The organism is Pectobacterium wasabiae CFBP 3304, assembly GCF_001742185.1.
Lineage (GTDB): Bacteria > Pseudomonadota > Gammaproteobacteria > Enterobacterales > Enterobacteriaceae > Pectobacterium > Pectobacterium wasabiae.
The window spans coordinates 654,349-672,247 of sequence record NZ_CP015750.1; the positions used below are offsets into that span (position 1 = coordinate 654,349).

General features: G+C 52.8%; 17 protein-coding genes. 7 read left to right on the plus strand and 10 right to left on the minus strand.

Features of this window, described 5'->3' with window-relative positions; all coding sequences use genetic code 11:
• Nucleotides 1–2 precede the first annotated feature (2 nt).
• Together tamB and tamA are read right to left on the minus strand one after the other, a co-directional pair.
• Nucleotides 3–4,031 (minus strand): autotransporter assembly complex protein TamB, encoded by a 4,029-nt coding sequence (tamB, locus tag A7983_RS02970; RefSeq protein WP_005974745.1) that lies wholly within the window; start codon nt 4,029–4,031, stop codon nt 3–5.
• Nucleotides 4,028–5,743 (minus strand): autotransporter assembly complex protein TamA, encoded by a 1,716-nt coding sequence (gene tamA / locus A7983_RS02975; protein ID WP_039478380.1) that lies wholly within the window; start codon nt 5,741–5,743, stop codon nt 4,028–4,030. The genes tamB and tamA overlap by 4 nt, the downstream gene beginning before the upstream one ends.
• A gap of 480 nt (nt 5,744–6,223) precedes the next feature.
• Here tamA and msrA point away from each other — a divergent pair, with 480 nt between their 5' ends.
• Together msrA and A7983_RS02985 are read left to right on the plus strand one after the other, a co-directional pair.
• Nucleotides 6,224–6,862, plus strand: coding sequence for a peptide-methionine (S)-S-oxide reductase MsrA (msrA, locus tag A7983_RS02980; RefSeq protein WP_005974750.1), 639 nt, complete (start codon nt 6,224–6,226; stop codon nt 6,860–6,862).
• 171 nt (nt 6,863–7,033) lie between these two features.
• Nucleotides 7,034–8,359: a hemolysin family protein gene (locus A7983_RS02985; protein WP_005974753.1), complete on the plus strand. Its 1,326-nt coding sequence runs from the start codon at nt 7,034–7,036 to the stop codon at nt 8,357–8,359.
• A gap of 55 nt (nt 8,360–8,414) precedes the next feature.
• Here the strand turns inward: A7983_RS02985 and A7983_RS02990 are convergent, their stop codons facing one another.
• Entirely contained in the window at nt 8,415–8,621 is a 207-nt protein-coding gene (locus A7983_RS02990) for a DUF1107 domain-containing protein (protein WP_005974755.1), read from the minus strand.
• A gap of 346 nt (nt 8,622–8,967) precedes the next feature.
• On the opposite strand from A7983_RS02990, the gene A7983_RS02995 reads away from it, so the two are divergent.
• The gene (locus A7983_RS02995; protein ID WP_005974757.1) at nt 8,968–9,546 is read left to right on the plus strand and encodes a YtfJ family protein; all 579 of its coding nucleotides are present in this window, start codon (nt 8,968–8,970) and stop codon (nt 9,544–9,546) included.
• Between the two features lie 19 nt (nt 9,547–9,565).
• Here A7983_RS02995 and cysQ read toward each other — a convergent pair whose 3' ends face one another.
• Nucleotides 9,566–10,306: a 3'(2'),5'-bisphosphate nucleotidase CysQ gene (gene cysQ / locus A7983_RS03000; protein WP_005974759.1), complete on the minus strand. Its 741-nt coding sequence runs from the start codon at nt 10,304–10,306 to the stop codon at nt 9,566–9,568.
• Nucleotides 10,307–10,511: 205 nt separating this feature from the next.
• Between cysQ and A7983_RS03005 the strand changes: the two genes are divergently transcribed.
• Together A7983_RS03005 and A7983_RS03010 are read left to right on the plus strand one after the other, a co-directional pair.
• Nucleotides 10,512–12,464, plus strand: coding sequence for a bifunctional 2',3'-cyclic-nucleotide 2'-phosphodiesterase/3'-nucleotidase (locus tag A7983_RS03005; protein ID WP_005974761.1), 1,953 nt, complete (start codon nt 10,512–10,514; stop codon nt 12,462–12,464).
• Between the two features lie 186 nt (nt 12,465–12,650).
• Nucleotides 12,651–13,205, plus strand: coding sequence for a flavodoxin family protein (locus A7983_RS03010; RefSeq protein ID WP_005974763.1), 555 nt, complete (start codon nt 12,651–12,653; stop codon nt 13,203–13,205).
• Nucleotides 13,206–13,257: 52 nt separating this feature from the next.
• On the opposite strand, the gene A7983_RS03015 is transcribed toward A7983_RS03010, so the two are convergent.
• Nucleotides 13,258–13,680 (minus strand): DUF2502 domain-containing protein, encoded by a 423-nt coding sequence (locus A7983_RS03015; RefSeq protein ID WP_005974766.1) that lies wholly within the window; start codon nt 13,678–13,680, stop codon nt 13,258–13,260.
• A 346-nt stretch (nt 13,681–14,026) separates the two neighbouring features.
• Here A7983_RS03015 and ytfE point away from each other — a divergent pair, with 346 nt between their 5' ends.
• Nucleotides 14,027–14,692, plus strand: a complete 666-nt coding sequence (ytfE, locus tag A7983_RS03020) for an iron-sulfur cluster repair protein YtfE (protein WP_005974769.1) — start codon at nt 14,027–14,029, stop codon at nt 14,690–14,692.
• A gap of 77 nt (nt 14,693–14,769) precedes the next feature.
• Here ytfE and fklB read toward each other — a convergent pair whose 3' ends face one another.
• The gene (gene fklB, locus A7983_RS03025; protein ID WP_005974772.1) at nt 14,770–15,390 is read right to left on the minus strand and encodes an FKBP-type peptidyl-prolyl cis-trans isomerase; all 621 of its coding nucleotides are present in this window, start codon (nt 15,388–15,390) and stop codon (nt 14,770–14,772) included.
• Between the two features lie 272 nt (nt 15,391–15,662).
• Between fklB and A7983_RS03030 the strand changes: the two genes are divergently transcribed.
• On the plus strand, nt 15,663–16,376 hold the full coding sequence (locus tag A7983_RS03030; RefSeq protein ID WP_005974778.1) for a LysM-like peptidoglycan-binding domain-containing protein: 714 nt from the start codon (nt 15,663–15,665) through the stop codon (nt 16,374–16,376).
• Here A7983_RS03030 and A7983_RS03035 read toward each other — a convergent pair.
• The 4 genes from A7983_RS03035 to priB form a co-directional block, all read right to left on the minus strand.
• Entirely contained in the window at nt 16,373–16,735 is a 363-nt protein-coding gene (locus A7983_RS03035; RefSeq protein ID WP_005974780.1) for a DUF488 domain-containing protein, read from the minus strand. The genes A7983_RS03030 and A7983_RS03035 overlap by 4 nt on opposite strands.
• Before the next feature lie 126 nt (nt 16,736–16,861).
• A complete protein-coding gene (rplI, locus tag A7983_RS03040; protein WP_005974783.1) occupies nt 16,862–17,314 on the minus strand; it encodes a 50S ribosomal protein L9 in 453 nt (150 codons plus the stop codon).
• Between the two features lie 41 nt (nt 17,315–17,355).
• Complete coding sequence (rpsR, locus tag A7983_RS03045) at nt 17,356–17,583, minus strand: 30S ribosomal protein S18 (protein ID WP_005974788.1); 228 nt, start codon at nt 17,581–17,583, stop codon at nt 17,356–17,358.
• A 4-nt stretch (nt 17,584–17,587) separates the two neighbouring features.
• The gene (priB, locus tag A7983_RS22995; RefSeq protein WP_033072092.1) at nt 17,588–17,899 is read right to left on the minus strand and encodes a primosomal replication protein N; all 312 of its coding nucleotides are present in this window, start codon (nt 17,897–17,899) and stop codon (nt 17,588–17,590) included.

A 17,899-nucleotide genomic window follows, 5' to 3' on the forward strand; every position in this document is an offset into this window, starting at 1 on the left:
CGCTAGAACTCAAACTGATAGAGCACATCTAGTGCCTGACTAATTCCAGACACCGCTTCCAAGTATAGCTTTGGCATCAAGCGGTAACGCAGCGTTAACGTTGCCAAAGAATCGAATATGCCAACTCCATATTTCACTTGCAGACCCGGAAGGACGTAGCCGCTGACGACAACCTGAGAATTATCGCCAACACCCTGTGTATCCAGAGCTAAATTACTTACGCCAAAGGCCTCGCCGATTTTACCCACAACTTGCCCACTTTGTGCAACCCCTAAACCTACTAACATTGAGGTCATCGCCGAGCTATCTGCTCCACCGCTGTCCAAACCTTGCCCACGCAGCAGATAAGAGAGTGCTTCCTGCTGTGACATCGCCGGATCGGAGAAGACTTCCAGCTTCGGTGTGGCGGCCATACCGGTGACACGCACGCCAGCGATAACATCATTAGCGGTGTTGTCTGGGTTACGAATGGCTTCGATATTCAGGATCGGCTGATCCGGCGGTCCAGAGAACAAAATCAGTCCTTTACGAACGATCAGATCCTGCCCATAGGCTTTAAAACGACCGGACGGAATATCGATTTGGCCGTTCAGCCCTAATCCGCGCTCGTCCTGAACCATTTTCAGGTCACCCTGCAAGCGCGCGGCCAACCCAAATGCATCCAGTCGAACATCATTGCCAACGCGGATCGTCAAATTGCTGTTAATCGGAATCGCGGCGCTGGCTTTCTTCAACGGCTGGCGCTGAGCATCCAGCATCACTTCATCCGACGACACCGCCACCGCACTTTCCGGCATGTCTTTAACCACGATCCGCGCCCACGGGATACTGACAGAGCCGTTTAGCGCAAACAGTTGCGGCGTGGCTTCAAAAACAATATCCGGCGAAACATCCAACCGCGCCATCGGTGGAATCGTCACCCGCAGCTTCTGGCCCTTCGCAGCAATCCGCGCACGCCAGGCATCAGGCCTCGACCAGTCGGCATTCCCACCGAGGTTCAATTGCCCATTGTCCGTTTTCAAAAAACCTTGCAGCGTTGACGACATCCCGCTGAAGTTCACCGCCAGCCGCCCGTTAGTTAGATCGATAGGCATCCAGTTGCCATCAATATCCAACCGTTCCAGCACCATTTGGCCGAATAGCTGCGGGCGAGCGACATCGCCCGCCAGACGCAGGTTTGCATTCAGCATGCCTGCCGCCTTTTCTCCTTTGCTCAATGCCGGGTTGAGCAATGCCAGCGAAATATTATTTATCGTGACGCTGCCGCCGAGATTGCGTCGGCCTTGTGGATCGGTCACCTGAATATCACCGCTAAAGCGTCCGTTTTCCCGGATCGCCATCAGCCAGCCAAGCTGTGCCCGCCCGCGATCGAGCCCAGCATTCAGCGTAAAGGTATCGAAATCAATTGGCAGCGTGTTGCCCTGCATCTGCTGGCGCACGCTCACGCCGTTACCCACCAGCGAGACTTTCGCCTGCGGTAAACCTTGTCCCGCCTGCCAACTGATATCGGCACCACCGGTGAACGTCCCGGCCAGCACCGTATCTTCCGTCAGGAACGGTTTTAACATAGCAAGATCGAAACGGTTCAGTCGAATACTTGCCTGTCCGCTCGGCCCGGCTTCAATCGCTTTCGGTACACAAAGCTCGGCGTTCGGATTACGCCAACAGTGCGTACCAATCGTGATCTTCTGTTGCGTATTCAGATAATCCAACGCCATATCCTGCGTCAGACGCCATTCTCCCACCGGCGTGTCGAAACGGGTATTGTTTAGCGTGCCGCGCCAGCGCTGTTCCTGACGATCGAAGCTGCCTGAAAGCGCTAGTTGTCCCGCAACCGGTTCTCCCTGCATATTCAACCGAAGCTGATGCTGTTTCTCATTGCCACTGGCATCCAGCGTCAACAGGGCAATATTCAGGCCGTCCTGCTTCAGCGCTTCAAGACGCACCGCGAGTTTACCTTGAATCTGCTGTTCAGAACGCACATCGCCTTCCACCCTCACTTGGTTAATGGTGATCGCCTGCCAGCGTAGACCCGAAGCCGTGATATCTGCCAACATCTGCGGTTCACGCAGATTGCCACGTAGCTTAAGCGTGCCGAGGGCGCGTCCCGCCAGACCGGGCAACATGCCGTCCAGCGATGGCGCATTGATGTCCGCATCCAACTGCCACTTGTCGCTCAAGTCGCCTTTGACGTTCAGTTGGTTACGGCCTAATGCCAGATTCAGCTCCGGTATTGTCCACTGCCCCGCCGCGTTACCGCGCAGTTCACCTCTGGCCGTAAGCTTATTCGCTTTTACATTGCCATCCAGACGCAGTTCTGGCACCTGCAACTGCCAGCTACCGCCATAGACGCTGCCGCGCGTCGTAATCTTTCCATCTATTTTTGCGGGCCATTCAGGCCACTGTTTCGCCGTATTGATTCCGTTCAGCAGGAGTTCACTGCGCCAACTGATTGCTTTACTCCAGTCGATAAGCGCACTCAGATCGGCATTGCCCTGCAACGCCGCCAGCCGTAGGCGACTCAGCGTAAACTGCTGCTCATTGCCTTTACCATCCAGCAGCAGCGTCGCGGGGGGAATATCTGCCCCGCTCAGGTCGCCGCGCAGCGACAGCGCGTAGTCGGTCGCTTTGCCGTTAAAACGCAGCCTGACATTATTGGCCTGATACTGTGTTACGCCCGTCAACGGCCAGCGCACGCGTTCGGTTTGCAGCGTCAACGCCAGCGGCAACCCGGCTTCCGCCAGTTTGGTTTGCAGCTCCAATTGCGCACGCTGCGGCCCCGAGAGATTCAGAGCCACATTCAACTGCTCGCGCAGGCCGCCGTCGACCGTCAGCTTCAGCGTTTCCCCCTTGAGCGGATCGACGTTCAACACGCCGTTCGCCGCCAGCGAAACGGGCCAGTTATCACTGAGCGTTGCCTCGCCGCGCACATTCAATCCACCCTGCGGCGATTGCACAATCAGTTTGTCCAGACGCAAATGCTGCTGTTGGGTCGACGCCTGCACGAACAGGTTATTAATCAAAATGTCCTGATCGCCCGTCAGCCGCAGTTGTTCACCGTGAATCTCGACGATGTTCAAATCCAGCGGTAGCGTGAACTGCGGTAAATCCGCCAGCAGCGGTTTGGAGAACAGTTCGCGGAGGCGTTCGCCCAGCGGCGGTTCAGGCGCTGCGGGTTGATCCGAGGCATTATCCGTTTTCGCCGTTGGTATCGGTGTCGTCGTCGTGGCAGCCGCTACCGTGTTATTTGCTTCTAGCACTTTATCGATTTGAAGCGTTTGTGAGGTGCCTTGTTCAGCAGCCTCACGAACATTCGCTGCCGTTTCTTTGATGACGGACGCCATTTCCGCCGCCGTCACTTTGCCATCTTCCAGCACACTAACCGGTGTCTTTGGCAAGGCCACCAGCAGCGCACTAATTTTGGTCGGCAGCAGCGTCAGCGCGCGCCCTTCCCACTGCATTCCGGTGCGGAATTCGCCCAGAGAAATCGCCGTATCATCGACGGTAACCTGAACGCCGTTGAGCACCAGTTGGCGTAGAGAAATCGGGAAAGGCGCTGAGATTTCTGTGACCGGTTCTGAAGAAGGAGGCGGCTCTTCTGATGCGGGCAACGCTTTGGTATCGACGACAACGTCAATGCGGTTAGCCGAGAGATCATTGATGCACAGTTGGCTTTTACGCAGACAACCCAGCACCAGCGACAGGTGAAATTCTTCACTCTTTACCGTCACGCCCGGCATCTGGTAGCTGACGTTTTTCAGCGTTAAATCACGCCAACCCCCGCTCACACTGGCGATCTCCAGCCCCGGCACCACGCGCGCGGCGGTATTCAGCAGTAGGTGCAGACCCGGCGTGGTTCCTACCAGCAGGCCCACTCCAACAACCAGCAGCAATAAGAAGGCGACGATGCCAATGCCGATGCGTTTCCACCAGCGTCCTTTGCGTGCTGGCGTCGTCGGTACATTATCCTGCGCGACCTTTTCTTCCGTCACCGCGACCGGTGCGTTGTTGTCGTTTTTATCATCCATCATAATTCAGGCCCCAGTGCGATATAGAACTGAACATCATTCTTCTTCTCCGCATCGCCGATCGGCATGGCGACATCGAGTTTCACCGGGCCAATCGGCGAGGCCCAGCGTACACCGACCCCCGTGCCGGTCTTGAAGTTACTCCGTTTGATGTCATTCACCGCTTCACCTGAATCAACAAAAACCGCGCCCCACCATTTTCCCGTCACGTTGTATTGGTATTCGAGCGAGCCGGTCGCCAGCTTGGACGCACCGGTCAGTTTGCCGTCGCTGTCACGCGGCGAAATAGATTTGTATTTATACCCACGGATGCTGCGATCGCCACCGGCAAAGAAACGCAGTGAGGGCGGAACACGGGAGAAATTATTGGTTTCAATCCAGCCCAGATTGCCGCGCGCGACAAAACGGTGTTTATCCGCCAGCGTGCGAATCCAGACGTTTTGTGCCTGAACCACGGCAAAATCGATATCCGATCCCCACGCGGTGTCGGAAATGTCGATAGAGTAGCGCTGCGTATCGCCCCATACCGGCATCAGCCCGCCGCGTTGGCGGGTTCGGTTAATGCTGACACCAGGATAGATCAGCATCGTGGTATCCGTTACGCTCGCCTGCGTAAAGTGGTCGAGACTCCAGCGCAGATTAATCGCCCGTTGCCAACCGCTGGAGAGATCCCAGTAGCGAGCCACGTTCAGCGTGGTGCCATCAGATTGGGTATCGTTGAGGTCTTCGCGCTTGAAGCCGCCTTGCAGCAGGTAATACTGCTCAAGTGGATTCTTCAATAAGGGAATTTTGTAGCTAAAATCAAGCGATTGCTCCGGCGCGGAGACGCTCAGGCTGCTTTCCAGGCTGTGACCCCGTGAATTCACCCAAGGCTTATTCCAGGTAGTTTTAAAACGTGGGCCAACATCCGTGGCATAACCCACCCCGGTTTCGATGCGGTTACGGGTTCGCGGCGTCACCACTGCGTCCAGCGGCAGAATTTTGGTACTTTTTGACTGATCAAAATTGGGCGACACCACGACAGAATTGAACCACCCCGTCGCGGAAAGACGGCGGTTTAACTCACCGAGGTCTTCGCTGGTATACATATCACCGTCATGAAACGGCACCAGATTTTGCAGATAATCCTCGCGGATTTGTGCGCCCTGAAAGCGTACAGCGCCAAAGCGATAGCGTTCCCCACTATCAAAATCGATATCCCAAAAGGCTTCTTTCTCTTCGCGCATCACGCCAAGCTGGCTTTGCTGGAAACGCGCATCGAAATAGCCTTTGCGTAGCGACAAACCGTTCAGCCCGCTTTTAAAACGATCGTAATCGCTATGATTCAGCACCGAGCCAATGTCGGGGCGATCGTCTTTAACCAACTGTTGGTAGTCTTTATCATCGTGCGCACCGCCGCGCAGCGTGATGTTCACTCCAGCAATTTTTACCGGTTCGCCGGGGGTGACAGTGGCAATCAATACCGGTCGTCCGCCATTTACGGCAGGTCGAAATTCAAAACCTATCTGTGGATCGTAATAGCCGAGTGCACGCAACCCCTGCCGGATCGCTTCATCAACGCGGGAGCGGAAACGCCCGTCAGCATTAACCTCATCGCCCGCAATAGTGGATAAACGCGCTCTCACATTCTTTTGCAACTGCCCTTCCAGCCCCGTGACTTGCAGACGCACATTCGCCGCCTGACTTTCAGGCACCAACATGAGCAACGCGCACATCAGGCCAAATATCCGGTATCGCGGAACACCGCCGCAGCGAGCAAGGCCGGTTTTTCTTCCCGCTATGCCTTTTTTCCCGGTGGCACTTTTTTGCCCAATGAAACGGTTTTTTAAAGTAAAACGTCTTTTTGCAATGAAAATAGTCACTGAGCTCCCTGATCAATCGGTCTGTCGCCTAAAATCTATAGCATGGCTTTTATCAATTCGCCCGCCGCGCTGACGGCCATAGAGGTTCATGCTTCCAAACAAAACATCGTGTAAAGCAGAAACAGGCGAGTAACCTTGCATTAAATTAGTGATAAATACTAATTTTTTACCTTAGTAGTAGATATTAACCTGAGATTGTCACTTTTTCGCGTTATGGACACGTATTACCTTAACATTAAACACGTTTAAGATATAAAGACAGGTCAATACTTCTTGGTTATGCTCTCAGTGAAAGAGGGTCGTTCACCCAGTTCTGTTGGAGTCAGCAACGTGATGAGTTCGATTGATAAGACACAGCGGATTACACAATCCGATGCTTTACCGGGGCGTTCAACCCCGATGCCCGTGGCAAGGCTGCATGTCGTCAATGAACATTCGATGACGCATGTGCCAGACCACATGTCCGTGGCCATTTTTGCCATGGGCTGTTTCTGGGGTGCGGAGCGTTTGTTCTGGCAACTGCCGGGGATCTACAGCACAGCGGCGGGGTATATTGGCGGTTACACCCCCAATCCAACCTACCGTGAAGTGTGCAGCGGCCAGACCGATCACGCTGAAGCGGTACGTGTCGTTTTCGATCCTGCGGTCATCAGCTACAGTCAGTTGCTGCAACAGTTCTGGGAAAATCACGATCCCGCGCAAGGTATGCGCCAGGGCGGAGATATCGGCAGCCAGTACCGTTCCGCTATCTATACACTCACGCCTGAGCAGAAACAGGCCGCGCAGGAAAGCCTTCAGCGTTTTCAGCAGGCGATGAGAGAGAACGGCGATGGCCGCGCTATCAGCACAGAAATCGAGTCTGCGGGTCCGTTTTATTATGCAGAAGATGATCACCAGCAATACCTGCACAAGAACCCGAACGGCTACTGTGGATTGGGCGGTATCGGCGTCTGTCTGCCGCCACCGCGTTGATCGCTGGCGGTAATTTCGCCGCTCCTGCTATAATGCGCCCGGACCGAGCCCATCCTCGCCCGGTTCAAGCCTTCAATAACGATCATAATGTGTTCACTTTTATGTGTTCATCTTTCTGAGGATCGCTGCGTCAATCTCGGCTCATGCGAAAACTTACCTAAAGTAAAAACTATGTTAAACAGTCTATTACTGATTCTTTTTCTTATTGCCATCAGTGCATTTTTCTCGCTATCCGAGATTTCGCTGGCGGCGTCTCGTAAAATTAAACTCAAACTGATGGCCGATGAGGGAAACCTCAACGCCGATCTGGTGCTCAAATTTCAGGAAACGCCGGGCATCTTCTTTACCGTAATTCAAATTGGCGTCAACGCCGTCGCCATTCTGGCTGGTATCATCGGCGATGCGGCATTTTCTCCTACCTTTTCCATGCTATTTGAACGCTTTATGTCACCCGAAGCTGCAGATAAAGTCAGCTTCATCTGCTCATTCGTGCTTGTCACCAGCCTGTTCATCCTGTTTGGCGATCTCACCCCGAAACGCATCGGTATGATTGCGCCGGAAACCGTAGCGGTCCGCATAATCAACCCCATGCGCTTCTGCCTGTTCCTTTTCCGCCCGCTGGTCTGGATATTTAACGGTCTGGCTAACGTCATTTTCCGTCTGCTTAAGCTGCCGATGGTACGTAAGGATGACATCACGTCCGATGATATCTATGCCGTGGTGGAAGCTGGTGCGTTGGCCGGTGTACTGCGTAAGCAGGAACACGAACTCATCGAGAACGTGTTTGAACTGGAGTCCCGCACCGTACCGTCCTCAATGACCTCGCGCGAAAGCGTGGTTTACTTCGATCTACGCGAGCAGGAAGACAGTATTAAGGAAAAAATCGCCCAGCAACCGCATTCCAAGTTTCTGGTCTGCGATGGCACAATCGATCAGATCGTCGGCTACGTGGATTCCAAAGACCTGCTGATCCGGGTGCTGGGAAACCAAAGCCTGACACTGAGCAGCGGCGTGCAGATTCGTCCAGCGCTGATCGTACCGGATACGCTGACGCTGTCCGAAGCATTAGAAAGCTTCAAAACGGCGGGCGAAGATTTCGCGGTCATTCTGAATGAATACGCACTGATCGTCGGCATCATCACGCTTAATGATGTGATGACCACCCTGATGGGCGATCTCGTCGGTCAGGGCATGGAAGAGCAGATTGTGGCGCGCGATGAGAATTCCTGGCTGGTCGAAGGCGGTACACCGATAGAAGACGTGATGCGGGCACTGAATATTGATGACTTCCCGCACTCCGGTAACTATGAAACCATTGGTGGCTTCATGATGTATACGCTGCGGAAAATCCCCAAACGTACCGATGCAGTACGCTTCTCAGGCTATAAGTTTGAAGTCGTGGATATCGATAGCTATAAGATCGATCAGCTATTGGTCACTCGTCTGGAAGACCGTCCTGTTGTCTCATCCAGCGCGCGGGCTGATAGCGCGGACTAACTGTTATCAATAGTGACATACCAGAACGGCCCGCTACGGGCCGTTTCTTTATCATTCATCCCATCTCGGCCTGAAGCCGGATGACCTGGCGATTCACTTCGGACATCACCAGAAGATGCTGCTTATCCTGTTTCTTTGGCAAAAGAATTTTGCCGTAGTCGAACTCAAAAGCACCAACCCCTTTTATGTACAGCCGCCCGCGAAACAGGGTTTTCACATACTTGGCGACTTTCAAAGGATTGTAACGTTCGAAGATCCTCATCGTTTTACTCTCCCGTTTTATTTTTCTACGCTCTCCCTGTCGCCAACATGGCTGAGGTTCTGGAGCGCTAATGAGATAACGGATACTGCTAATTAGTACTGTAAAACGGCTTTTAGTTCCCCACTATTCAGTATTCTTAACTGTTTTTACAGATTTTTACAGAACAGTGTTTAAATAAACCCCTAGCCATCAGTATAAACCTTCAAAAATAAGGGTTTTGTGCACTAAACCACAAACCGTTTTTGCGCGAAGCAAGACAGACCCATTTCCTGAATCTACGCTTATACCATCGCTCGACGTTTTCCATCATTGACATCGCATCGGGCCCCCCACAGAAGGAAATACCATGATAAAAATACGCCACCTGCTTCTTGCGCTATTTATCACGCCCTTATTGGGATTTGTTCCACTCACAGCCTCAGCGCATACGCTGATACTCAACCAATTCGTTCCTCCCGTCGGCATTGCAGACAGGGGAGAACTTCAGTACCAGAATAATCAGTTTAGTTATAAAAACTGGAACAGCGCGCAATTGCCCGGAAAAGTACGGGTGATACAACATATCGCTGGCCGAACCGCTGCCAAAGAGATGAACGATCCGCTCATCTCCGCACTGAAGGCAGCTAACCTACCGCATGATTATTACCAAACGACGACAATCGTGAATACCGACGATGCCATCATCGGCACCAGCATGTTTGTGCGTAGTAGCCTTGAGGACAACAAAAAAGCGTTTCCGTGGTCGCAATTTATTGTCGATAGCAACGGCAATGTGCGCAAAACCTGGCAGCTACAGCCACAGAGTTCAGCTATCGCGGTGCTAGATAAACAAGGGAAAATTCGGTTCGTGAAGGATGGGGCGTTAAGCGAGCAGGACGTGCAGCAGGTGATGTCCCTGCTGCGTCAGTTGCTGGAAGAGAAATAGCGCTAAAACGCTTAGTAAATTAAAATAAAGAGACGCGAAAACCGGGGTTGAGGAAGGATTCACGCGGCGTGTAGGACAGCGGTTGCCCCTGCCAATCGTGAATCTGCGCCCCGGCAGCCACCGCCACCGCATGGCCCGCCGCCGTATCCCAAATGTTAGTCGGCCCGAAACGGGGGTAAAGCTGCGCGTCGCCTTCGGCCACCAGACAAAATTTTAGCGATGAGCCAATCGCCACCGTCTGGTGCTCACCCAATTGGCTGAGATAGTCCTTTAGCTCACTATCAGCATGAGAGCGGCTGACCACCACCAGTGGCGGATGCGCCTGCTTCACCGAAATTTGCCAACGCTGACCGTTTTCTTCTTTCCAGGCTTTACCTTCCGCTGCGGAATACATCACGCCCGTAACTGGCACGTAAACCACGCCCAGCACCGCCTGCCCGTTCTCGATCAGCGCAATGTTTACCGTGAATTCACCGTTGCGACTGAGGAACTCTTTAGTGCCGTCCAGCGGGTCGACCAACCAATAGCGCTGCCAGTGCCGACGGGTTTCCCATTCAGGCGGATCTTCTTCTGACAGCAAAGGAATATCAGGAAACGCCGCGGCCAGCCCGTCTTTAATCACCCGATGCGCCGCAAGATCGGCGGCGGTCACTGGCGAATCATCTTTCTTATGCGCGACATCTACGGGATGCTGCCCGTCGTAAACCTGCATAATGGCAGCACCAGCATCACGGGCCAGTTGGCAAATAGGTTCTAACATGCTCTACCTCATCGTTATCGGTTGCGCGTAACGCAGACTTCATCTCTACCATTCATTATACATCTGTGAGGCAATCTACGATTATTGCCATTATTGATGTCATCCTCAGGATTTAGAGACGATAATCACTTTAACTTCATCATGATATGAAAAACACCCCCCGATCGCCTTACGCATCGACAATCACCGCACAAGGAGTTACCCAATGAAGCATTCACTGGCACTCAGCCTGCTTGCTACGCTGGTCGCCACGACCGTTCATGCCGCCACCGTTGATTTACGGGTATTGGAAACCACCGATCTGCACAGCAATATGATGGATTTCGATTACTACAAAGATACCCCAACCGATAAATTTGGTCTGGTGCGCACCGCCAGCCTGATTCACGCCGCGCGCGAACAGGCAACCAACAGCGTGTTAGTCGATAATGGCGACCTGATTCAGGGCAGCCCGTTAGGCGACTACATGGCGGCAAAAGGGTTGAAGGCTGGCGATGTACACCCGGTTTATCAGGCGATGAACACGCTGGATTATTCCGTCGGCAATATCGGTAACCACGAATTCAACTATGGATTGGACTACCTGCGCAAGGCGCTATCAGGCGCAAAATTTCCCTATGTGAATGCTAACGTACTGGATGCAAAAACCGGTAAGCCACTGTTTACGCCATACCATATTGAAAACAAGTCGGTTAAAGATCGCGATGGCAAACAGCATACTCTGCGCATCGGCTATATTGGCTTCGTCCCGCCACAGGTGATGGTGTGGGATAAAGCCAACCTGACAGGTAAAGTCACCGTGGAAGACATCACGGAAAGTGCCAAAAAATGGGTGCCAGAAATGCGCAAGCAAGGTGCCGACCTGGTGATTGTTATCCCCCACTCTGGCCTGTCCGCCGAGCCGTATAAAGCCATGGCGGAAAACTCCGTTTACTACCTCAGCCAAATTCCCGGGGTTGACGCAATCATGTTTGGCCACGCTCACGCGGTTTTCCCCAGCAGTGACTTTGCCAACATCAAAGGCGCGGATATCAAACAGGGAACGCTTAACGGCGTGCCTGCCGTAATGCCGGGGCAATGGGGTGACCATCTCGGCGTCGTCGATTTCACATTGAATAACGACAGCGGCACATGGAAGGTGGAAAAGGCAAAAGCAGAAGCCAGACCGATCTATGACAAAGCGCAGAAGAAATCACTGGCGGCGGAAGACGACAAACTCGTGAAAGTACTCGCCGATGCGCACAAAGACACGCGTGAGTTCGTTAGCAAGCCCATCGGCAAATCCGCAGACAACATGTACAGCTACCTGTCGTTGGTTCAGGACGATCCGACCGTGCAGATCGTCAACAATGCCCAACGCGCCTACGTCGAACACTTTATTCAGGGCGATCCCGATCTGGCCGATCTGCCAGTGCTTTCCGCCGCCGCACCGTTTAAAGCCGGTGGACGTAAAAACGATCCGGCCAGCTATGTTGAAGTGGAAAAAGGCCAGCTCACTTTCCGTAACGCTGCCGATTTGTATCTCTACCCGAATACGCTGGTGGTGGTGAAAGTCAACGGACAGCAGGTGCAAGAATGGCTGGAGTGCTCTGCGGGACAGTTCAAACAAATCGATACGAGCAAGCGTGAACCGCAATCCCTGCTCAACTGGGATGGCTTCCGCACGTATAACTTCGACGTGATCGATGGCGTCAATTATCAGATTGATGTGACGCAGCCAGCCCGCTATGACAGCGAGTGCGCGTTAATCAACGAGAAATCACACCGTATCAAAGCGCTGACGTTTAACGGCAAACCGATCGATCCTAAAGCAACCTTCCTGATCGCCACCAATAACTACCGCGCCTACGGCGAGAAATTTGCCGGCACGGGTGAGAAATCTGTGGCCTTCGCATCACCGGATGAAAACCGTTCCGTGCTGGCGGCTTACATCAGTGCGGAAACCCAAAAATCAGGAGAAGTGAAGCCACAGGCGGATAACAACTGGCGTCTGGCACCTATCGTCAGCGATACGCCGCTGGATATCCGTTTTGAAACGTCACCGTCAGAGAAAGCCACCGCGTTTATCAAAGAGAAAGCGCAGTACCCGATGATATCCGTCGGTAATGATGAAACGGGTTTTGCGGTTTATCGTATTGACCTGCAACACGCGAAATAAACACCGACAGCCTTGTCAGGCTCCTGCGGCGGTAGGAGCCTGAGCACCCCGTGATTCAAACCAGGCTCTCTCCTATTTTCACTCCAGTATCATAATGTTACAGAGTAATGAAACAGAGATAATCTTTTCTCGGTGTAAAGTAGGTTATCTACGTACCGAGACAACATAGAAAAAACGGGAACAATCATGTCAAAAAACGTCGTTATTTATCATTCCGGCTATGGCCACACACAACGTCTGGCACAGTCCGTGGCAGAAGGCGCGCAAGCCACGCTGATCGCGATTGATGCAGAAGGAAATATTACCGATGCCGAGTGGGAGCAACTCGCCGCTGCCGACGCGATTATTTTCGGTGCACCGACTTACATGGGCGGCGTTCCCTGGCAGTTCAAGAAATTTGCGGATGCCAGCTCTAAAGTTTGGATGTCCCGCAGTTGGAGCAATAAAGTGTTTGGCGGCTTTACTAACAGTGCCAGCCTGAATGGGGATAAACAGGTTACGCTGATTTATCTGCAAACGCTGGCTTCACAGCACGGCGGGATTTGGGTCAGTCTGAACCAACTGCCTTCCAATGCTAAAGCGGCAAAACGTGACGATCTGAACAACTTGGGTGGTTCCGTGGGCCTGCTGGCACAAACGCCTTCTGATGCCAGCGCAGATGAAGTGGTAGCCGGCGATCTGGCGACCGGTAAGCTGTATGGTCAGCGCATCGCAGACATCGCAGCGAAACTGGCAAGCTAAGCCTCTTCGCTGACGAACACGCGCCGCCCTTTCGCGGCGCTTTTTTATTTAGCTAATCGCGGAACGACCCTCGCCCATTGCGGTAATAGCCATTTCCTCGCTCATGTCCACGCCTATCCCACTCGCCGCGACGCGGGCCGCGTTCATCAACGTAGCGCGGTGGATCAAAGCGACGATTGTCGTAATCGCGTCTGTCGTGCTGACTCGCGCGCCACCAGCGGGCATCCCGCCAGCGCCAGCCATCCCAATAATAGCCGTGACGATTACGCTCACCACGATTGTAACCCCGGTGTTCCTGCCACCAGCGCTCGCTGCGCCAGTCGTAGCCATCCCAGTAGTTACCACGTCTGTCACGTTCACCGATATTCAACGTGACGCCGGGCATCAGATCGATGCTGGCCCCCTTAGCCTCTGGCGCAGGCATAACCGCAAACATTCCCATAAACAGGGCACTGATAACGAGTGGCTTAAACATAGGGGGTACTCCTTGCTCACCGCGACTGCGGCCTGGCAAAGATATACGGGGAATTCCCCTACACCACTATCAGATAAATACGTATTTACCTGATTTTACCGTTCTTAACATTTCGCTCACGTTATTCATCGGTGGGCTATCCATCCACTATAAATTCTGTCATTTCCGATCGGTATCCAATTTCTCTTTCTTCTGGGCTACCATAACTCGCCATCGCTGAGATCCGGTCATAGGTGACATTAATCACGCCATGCATTTTACCGCCTACCTCGTAAGCGGTATATTCAACACATAAAGATGCATTTAAAATGCAATTTATAAACTGCATTTGTTGAGAGGCATCATCATGGCATATCGCGATCAATCCCTGGGTGAGCTGGCTATCGCTATTCCGCGCGCTACCAAGCTCTTTCGTGAACTCAATCTGGACTTCTGCTGCGGCGGAAAGCAAACGCTAAGCCGCGCGGCTGGCAAAAAAGATCTCAATATCGATGAGCTAGAAGCCCAGTTAAATGAGCTGGCCGCACAACCTTCTGATGCACGAGACTGGCGTGAAGCACCGCTGGCTGACATTATCGCGTACATCATTCCTCGCTTTCATGACCGCCACCGTGAACAACTGCCTGAGCTGATTCTGATGGCAGAAAAAGTCGAACGCGTGCATCACGATAAAGCTGACTGCCCACACGGCCTCGCCGCACAGTTGACCGCCATCTATAACGAGCTATCTCAACATATGATGAAAGAAGAGCGCATCCTGTTCCCGATGATCAGTCAGGGAATGGGGGCGAATGCTGCCGCACCGATTTCAGTGATGGAGCATGAGCATGATGACGCCGGGCGTGATGTGGAAGTGGTAAAAGAGCTAACCAATGGCGTCGTACCGCCGGAAGGTGCCTGCAACACCTGGCGTGCCCTGTACTCTGGTATTAACGAGTTTATTACCGATCTGATGGAACACATCCATCTGGAAAATAATTTGCTGTTCCCACGCGCACTGCGCGGTGAGTAATGTCGCTTCAATAAAAAATAAAAAAGTCAGTAAAGACCAGAAAGGCGCTCAGTGAGCGCCTTTCTTTTGTCTGGAATTTACAGAATTTCCAGCAGTTCCACTTCAAAAATCAGCGCGCTGAACGGCGGAATGGAAGCACCCGCACCACGTTCACCATACGCCAGATTGTGCGGAATATAGAGTTCCCACTTAGAACCAACTGGCATCAGCGTCAGCGCCTCAATCCAGCCAGGGATCACGCCACTTACGGGGAACTCAGCAGGTTGACCACGCTCAACAGAGCTATCGAACACGCTGCCGTCAATCAGGCGACCGGTGTAATGCACACGAACACGATCCTGACGAGCAGGAATCGCCCCTTCACCCTGTGTTAACACGCGGAATTGCAAACCAGATTCCGTGCTATCTACGCCTTCTTTCTGCGCGTTTTCCGCCAGGAATTGTTGGCCTTCTACCGCCAGCACCTGTTGGCGATCGCGGCGTACTGCGTCAGCACGCTCATGAATTTCACGCAGCGCACGATGAACCACATCCACAGGCACCGCTGGCGCATTACCTTCCAGCGCATCGCGTAGACCAGCAAGCAGAGCTTCTGGGATCAGGCCTTCAAGACCTGATTCCTGTAACTGTTGACCAACCTGTAAGCCGATGCCGTAACTTGCCTGCGCTTCGACGCTATCAAAAGAAGGAGTTGTCATGGATGTTCCTTTTAATCTGTAAAAAACTGAAAGCGCAGCATAACAGCGACGGGGATTGGGGTAAAATCTTGTGTGCAGATAATCACGTTAACCGAATACCAGCTAAACCATTGCCGGAAGCTGGCCTATACTGGTAGTTCTGCTCTTGCTAACGCGTCGGCGGTCTTGATCATCAACGCGTTAACTAGTCACCTAAGGAAAATTATCGGTATACTGAACGCATTCTTATCCTGATACTGTTTTTATACTGAATGGTAGTAAGAGAGGTCACCATGGGCAGAATTGCGCCCAGGAAGCGGAAAACCACCTGGGATTATCAAACGCTAGTACGCTTCTGCCAGCGAATCATCCAGCGGCAGCCCTCAGATGCTGTAGCCGTAGAGAACGATGAGGTTAATGAAGAGCAGACGCGTCTGTCTCTCCCTTCCCTGCGCGAGCGTATGGGCGCCACACTGCAAAAAGTCTGGCATCTGCCCGACGGTTACCACTGGATGGAGCCATTGCCGCTCCTCCATCGTCGCTGGATTTTAATCGCTATCGCACTGCTGCTGCTGGTGTTGCTGTGGCCTTACAGCTCACAGCACCCACAGCCTCTCCATTCTACGCCCGTTCCCCTAACTCAGGCGGATAATCAGGCTGCGATGCAGGCCGTAATTATTGAAAACCAGCCTTCCACGTCACAGCAACAGTATGCGACGACACCGCCGCCGGATCAGCAGTCAGCGCCGTGGCGGAATTATGAAATATCATCAGGGCAAACGCTGGCCCAGCTCTTTCGCGATAACAATTTGCCCGTCAGCGATGTGTTCGCTATGGCGCAGGTGGAAGGCCGGGATAAGCCGCTCAGCAATTTACGGGCAGGTCAGGCAGTCAAATTACAACTGAATGCACAAGGCATGGTGGCAGAGCTGGAAATCGAAACTACAGCGAACCAAACGATTCGGTTCACGCGCGGTGCGGACGGCGCATTCACCCGCACACGCTAGTGAGCCAGCCGTTCCAATAGAAAATCGCGCAGGACGATAGCATGGTTGTGCTGCGCGTCTTTACTGCCATAAAGCAGCGTGATGGTCTTCTTCTGCTCAAGTAACGCCAACAGCTTGTTGCACGCCGTTCCCTGCGCCAACTCATTACGATAATAATCCACAAACTCCGCCCAGCGTTCAGGTTCAGCGTGGAACCATTTCCGCAACTCACTGCTCGGCGCAATGTCTTTAAACCACTCAACCCTTTCCAGACGCGTTTTACTGATGCCACGCGGCCACAGGCGGTCAATAAGAAAAACGGGGGAAGAGAAAGGGGCATGCGCGTCATACACGCGGGTGAGGTGAATCAAGTCAGACATGTGACCTCCCTCTTTGCTAGGTATCGATAATGATAGATCATTTTCTAATCCCTAAAATGCAAAACGCTGGCACAAGGCCAGCGTTTCACATGTTAACTAAAGTGTTAATTCAGCGACGAACGCGAATTATGCTTCAGCAACAACAACAACATTCAGTTCAGCAAATACATCGCTGTGTACCTGGAAGCTCACTTCGTGCTCACCCAGAGTACGCAGAACGCCGTTCGGCAAACGAACTTCGCTCTTAGCAATGTCAACACCGGCAGCCGTTACCGCATCAGCGATATCGCGAGTACCGATGGAACCGAACAGTTTACCTTCGTCGCCTGCTTTAGACGCGATAGTAACACTACCCAGTTCTTTGATCTTAGTGGCGCGAGCTTCAGCAGCAGCCAGAACGTCAGCCAGTTTGGCTTCCAGTTCAGCACGGCGTACTTCGAAGAACTCAACGTTTTTCTTCGTTGCCGGCACAGCTTTGCCCTGCGGAACCAAGAAGTTACGAGCATAGCCCGCTTTAACGTTTACCTGATCACCCAGGCTGCCCAGGTTTGCTACTTTATCAAGCAGAATAACTTGCATTACTTTATCCTCTCAAAGTCTCGTTAATGGACAGTGGCCGATTACTGATGACGGTCAGTGTACGGCAACAAAGACAAGTAACGCGCACGCTTGATAGCGCGAGCCAGCTGACGCTGGTATTTTGCACGAGTACCGGTGATACGGCTCGGAACAATCTTGCCGCTTTCAGTGATATAGTTTTTCAGCGTAGCGATATCTTTATAATCAATCTCTACAACGCCTTCCGCGGTGAAACGGCAGAATTTGCGACGACGGAAATAACGTGCCATGTGGCTAGTCTCCAGAATCTATCAATTCAATCTGCTCGGCATGTAACACTATCTTGCTCAGACCATTGCGCCCTTGATGGCAACTAATGAATCCGTGCACGGTAAGTTGCGTGCCGACCGTTATACTGTGGGTAACTGCTTGTGACGAAAGTCCGCTGACAATCACGGGCATACGACACCATGCTTGTCGCTTCAATCCGGCTTCCTCTTGCGTCGAGCGGTGCTCAAGCACGAACTGACAGTGAGGAATACCTGACGGGCTGACCTTACGAATGGGCGTCTTGCACACAGTGCCAGACAACACCAGACGGTTCAT

Bases quoted from the DNA above. Each gene is read 5' to 3' on its own strand.
- tamB (WP_005974745.1), bottom strand. From the start codon at position 4,031: ATGATGGATGATAAAAACGACAACAACGCACCGGTCGCGGTGACGGAA.
- tamA (WP_039478380.1), bottom strand. From the start codon at position 5,743: ATGTGCGCGTTGCTCATGTTGGTGCCTGAAAGTCAGGCGGCGAATGTG.
- msrA (WP_005974750.1), top strand. From the start codon at position 6,224: ATGAGTTCGATTGATAAGACACAGCGGATTACACAATCCGATGCTTTA.
- A7983_RS02985 (WP_005974753.1), top strand. From the start codon at position 7,034: ATGTTAAACAGTCTATTACTGATTCTTTTTCTTATTGCCATCAGTGCA.
- A7983_RS02990 (WP_005974755.1), bottom strand. From the start codon at position 8,621: ATGAGGATCTTCGAACGTTACAATCCTTTGAAAGTCGCCAAGTATGTG.
- A7983_RS02995 (WP_005974757.1), top strand. From the start codon at position 8,968: ATGATAAAAATACGCCACCTGCTTCTTGCGCTATTTATCACGCCCTTA.
- cysQ (WP_005974759.1), bottom strand. From the start codon at position 10,306: ATGTTAGAACCTATTTGCCAACTGGCCCGTGATGCTGGTGCTGCCATT.
- A7983_RS03005 (WP_005974761.1), top strand. From the start codon at position 10,512: ATGAAGCATTCACTGGCACTCAGCCTGCTTGCTACGCTGGTCGCCACG.
- A7983_RS03010 (WP_005974763.1), top strand. From the start codon at position 12,651: ATGTCAAAAAACGTCGTTATTTATCATTCCGGCTATGGCCACACACAA.
- A7983_RS03015 (WP_005974766.1), bottom strand. From the start codon at position 13,680: ATGTTTAAGCCACTCGTTATCAGTGCCCTGTTTATGGGAATGTTTGCG.
- ytfE (WP_005974769.1), top strand. From the start codon at position 14,027: ATGGCATATCGCGATCAATCCCTGGGTGAGCTGGCTATCGCTATTCCG.
- fklB (WP_005974772.1), bottom strand. From the start codon at position 15,390: ATGACAACTCCTTCTTTTGATAGCGTCGAAGCGCAGGCAAGTTACGGC.
- A7983_RS03030 (WP_005974778.1), top strand. From the start codon at position 15,663: ATGGGCAGAATTGCGCCCAGGAAGCGGAAAACCACCTGGGATTATCAA.
- A7983_RS03035 (WP_005974780.1), bottom strand. From the start codon at position 16,735: ATGTCTGACTTGATTCACCTCACCCGCGTGTATGACGCGCATGCCCCT.
- rplI (WP_005974783.1), bottom strand. From the start codon at position 17,314: ATGCAAGTTATTCTGCTTGATAAAGTAGCAAACCTGGGCAGCCTGGGT.
- rpsR (WP_005974788.1), bottom strand. From the start codon at position 17,583: ATGGCACGTTATTTCCGTCGTCGCAAATTCTGCCGTTTCACCGCGGAA.
- priB (WP_033072092.1), bottom strand. From the start codon at position 17,899: ATGAACCGTCTGGTGTTGTCTGGCACTGTGTGCAAGACGCCCATTCGT.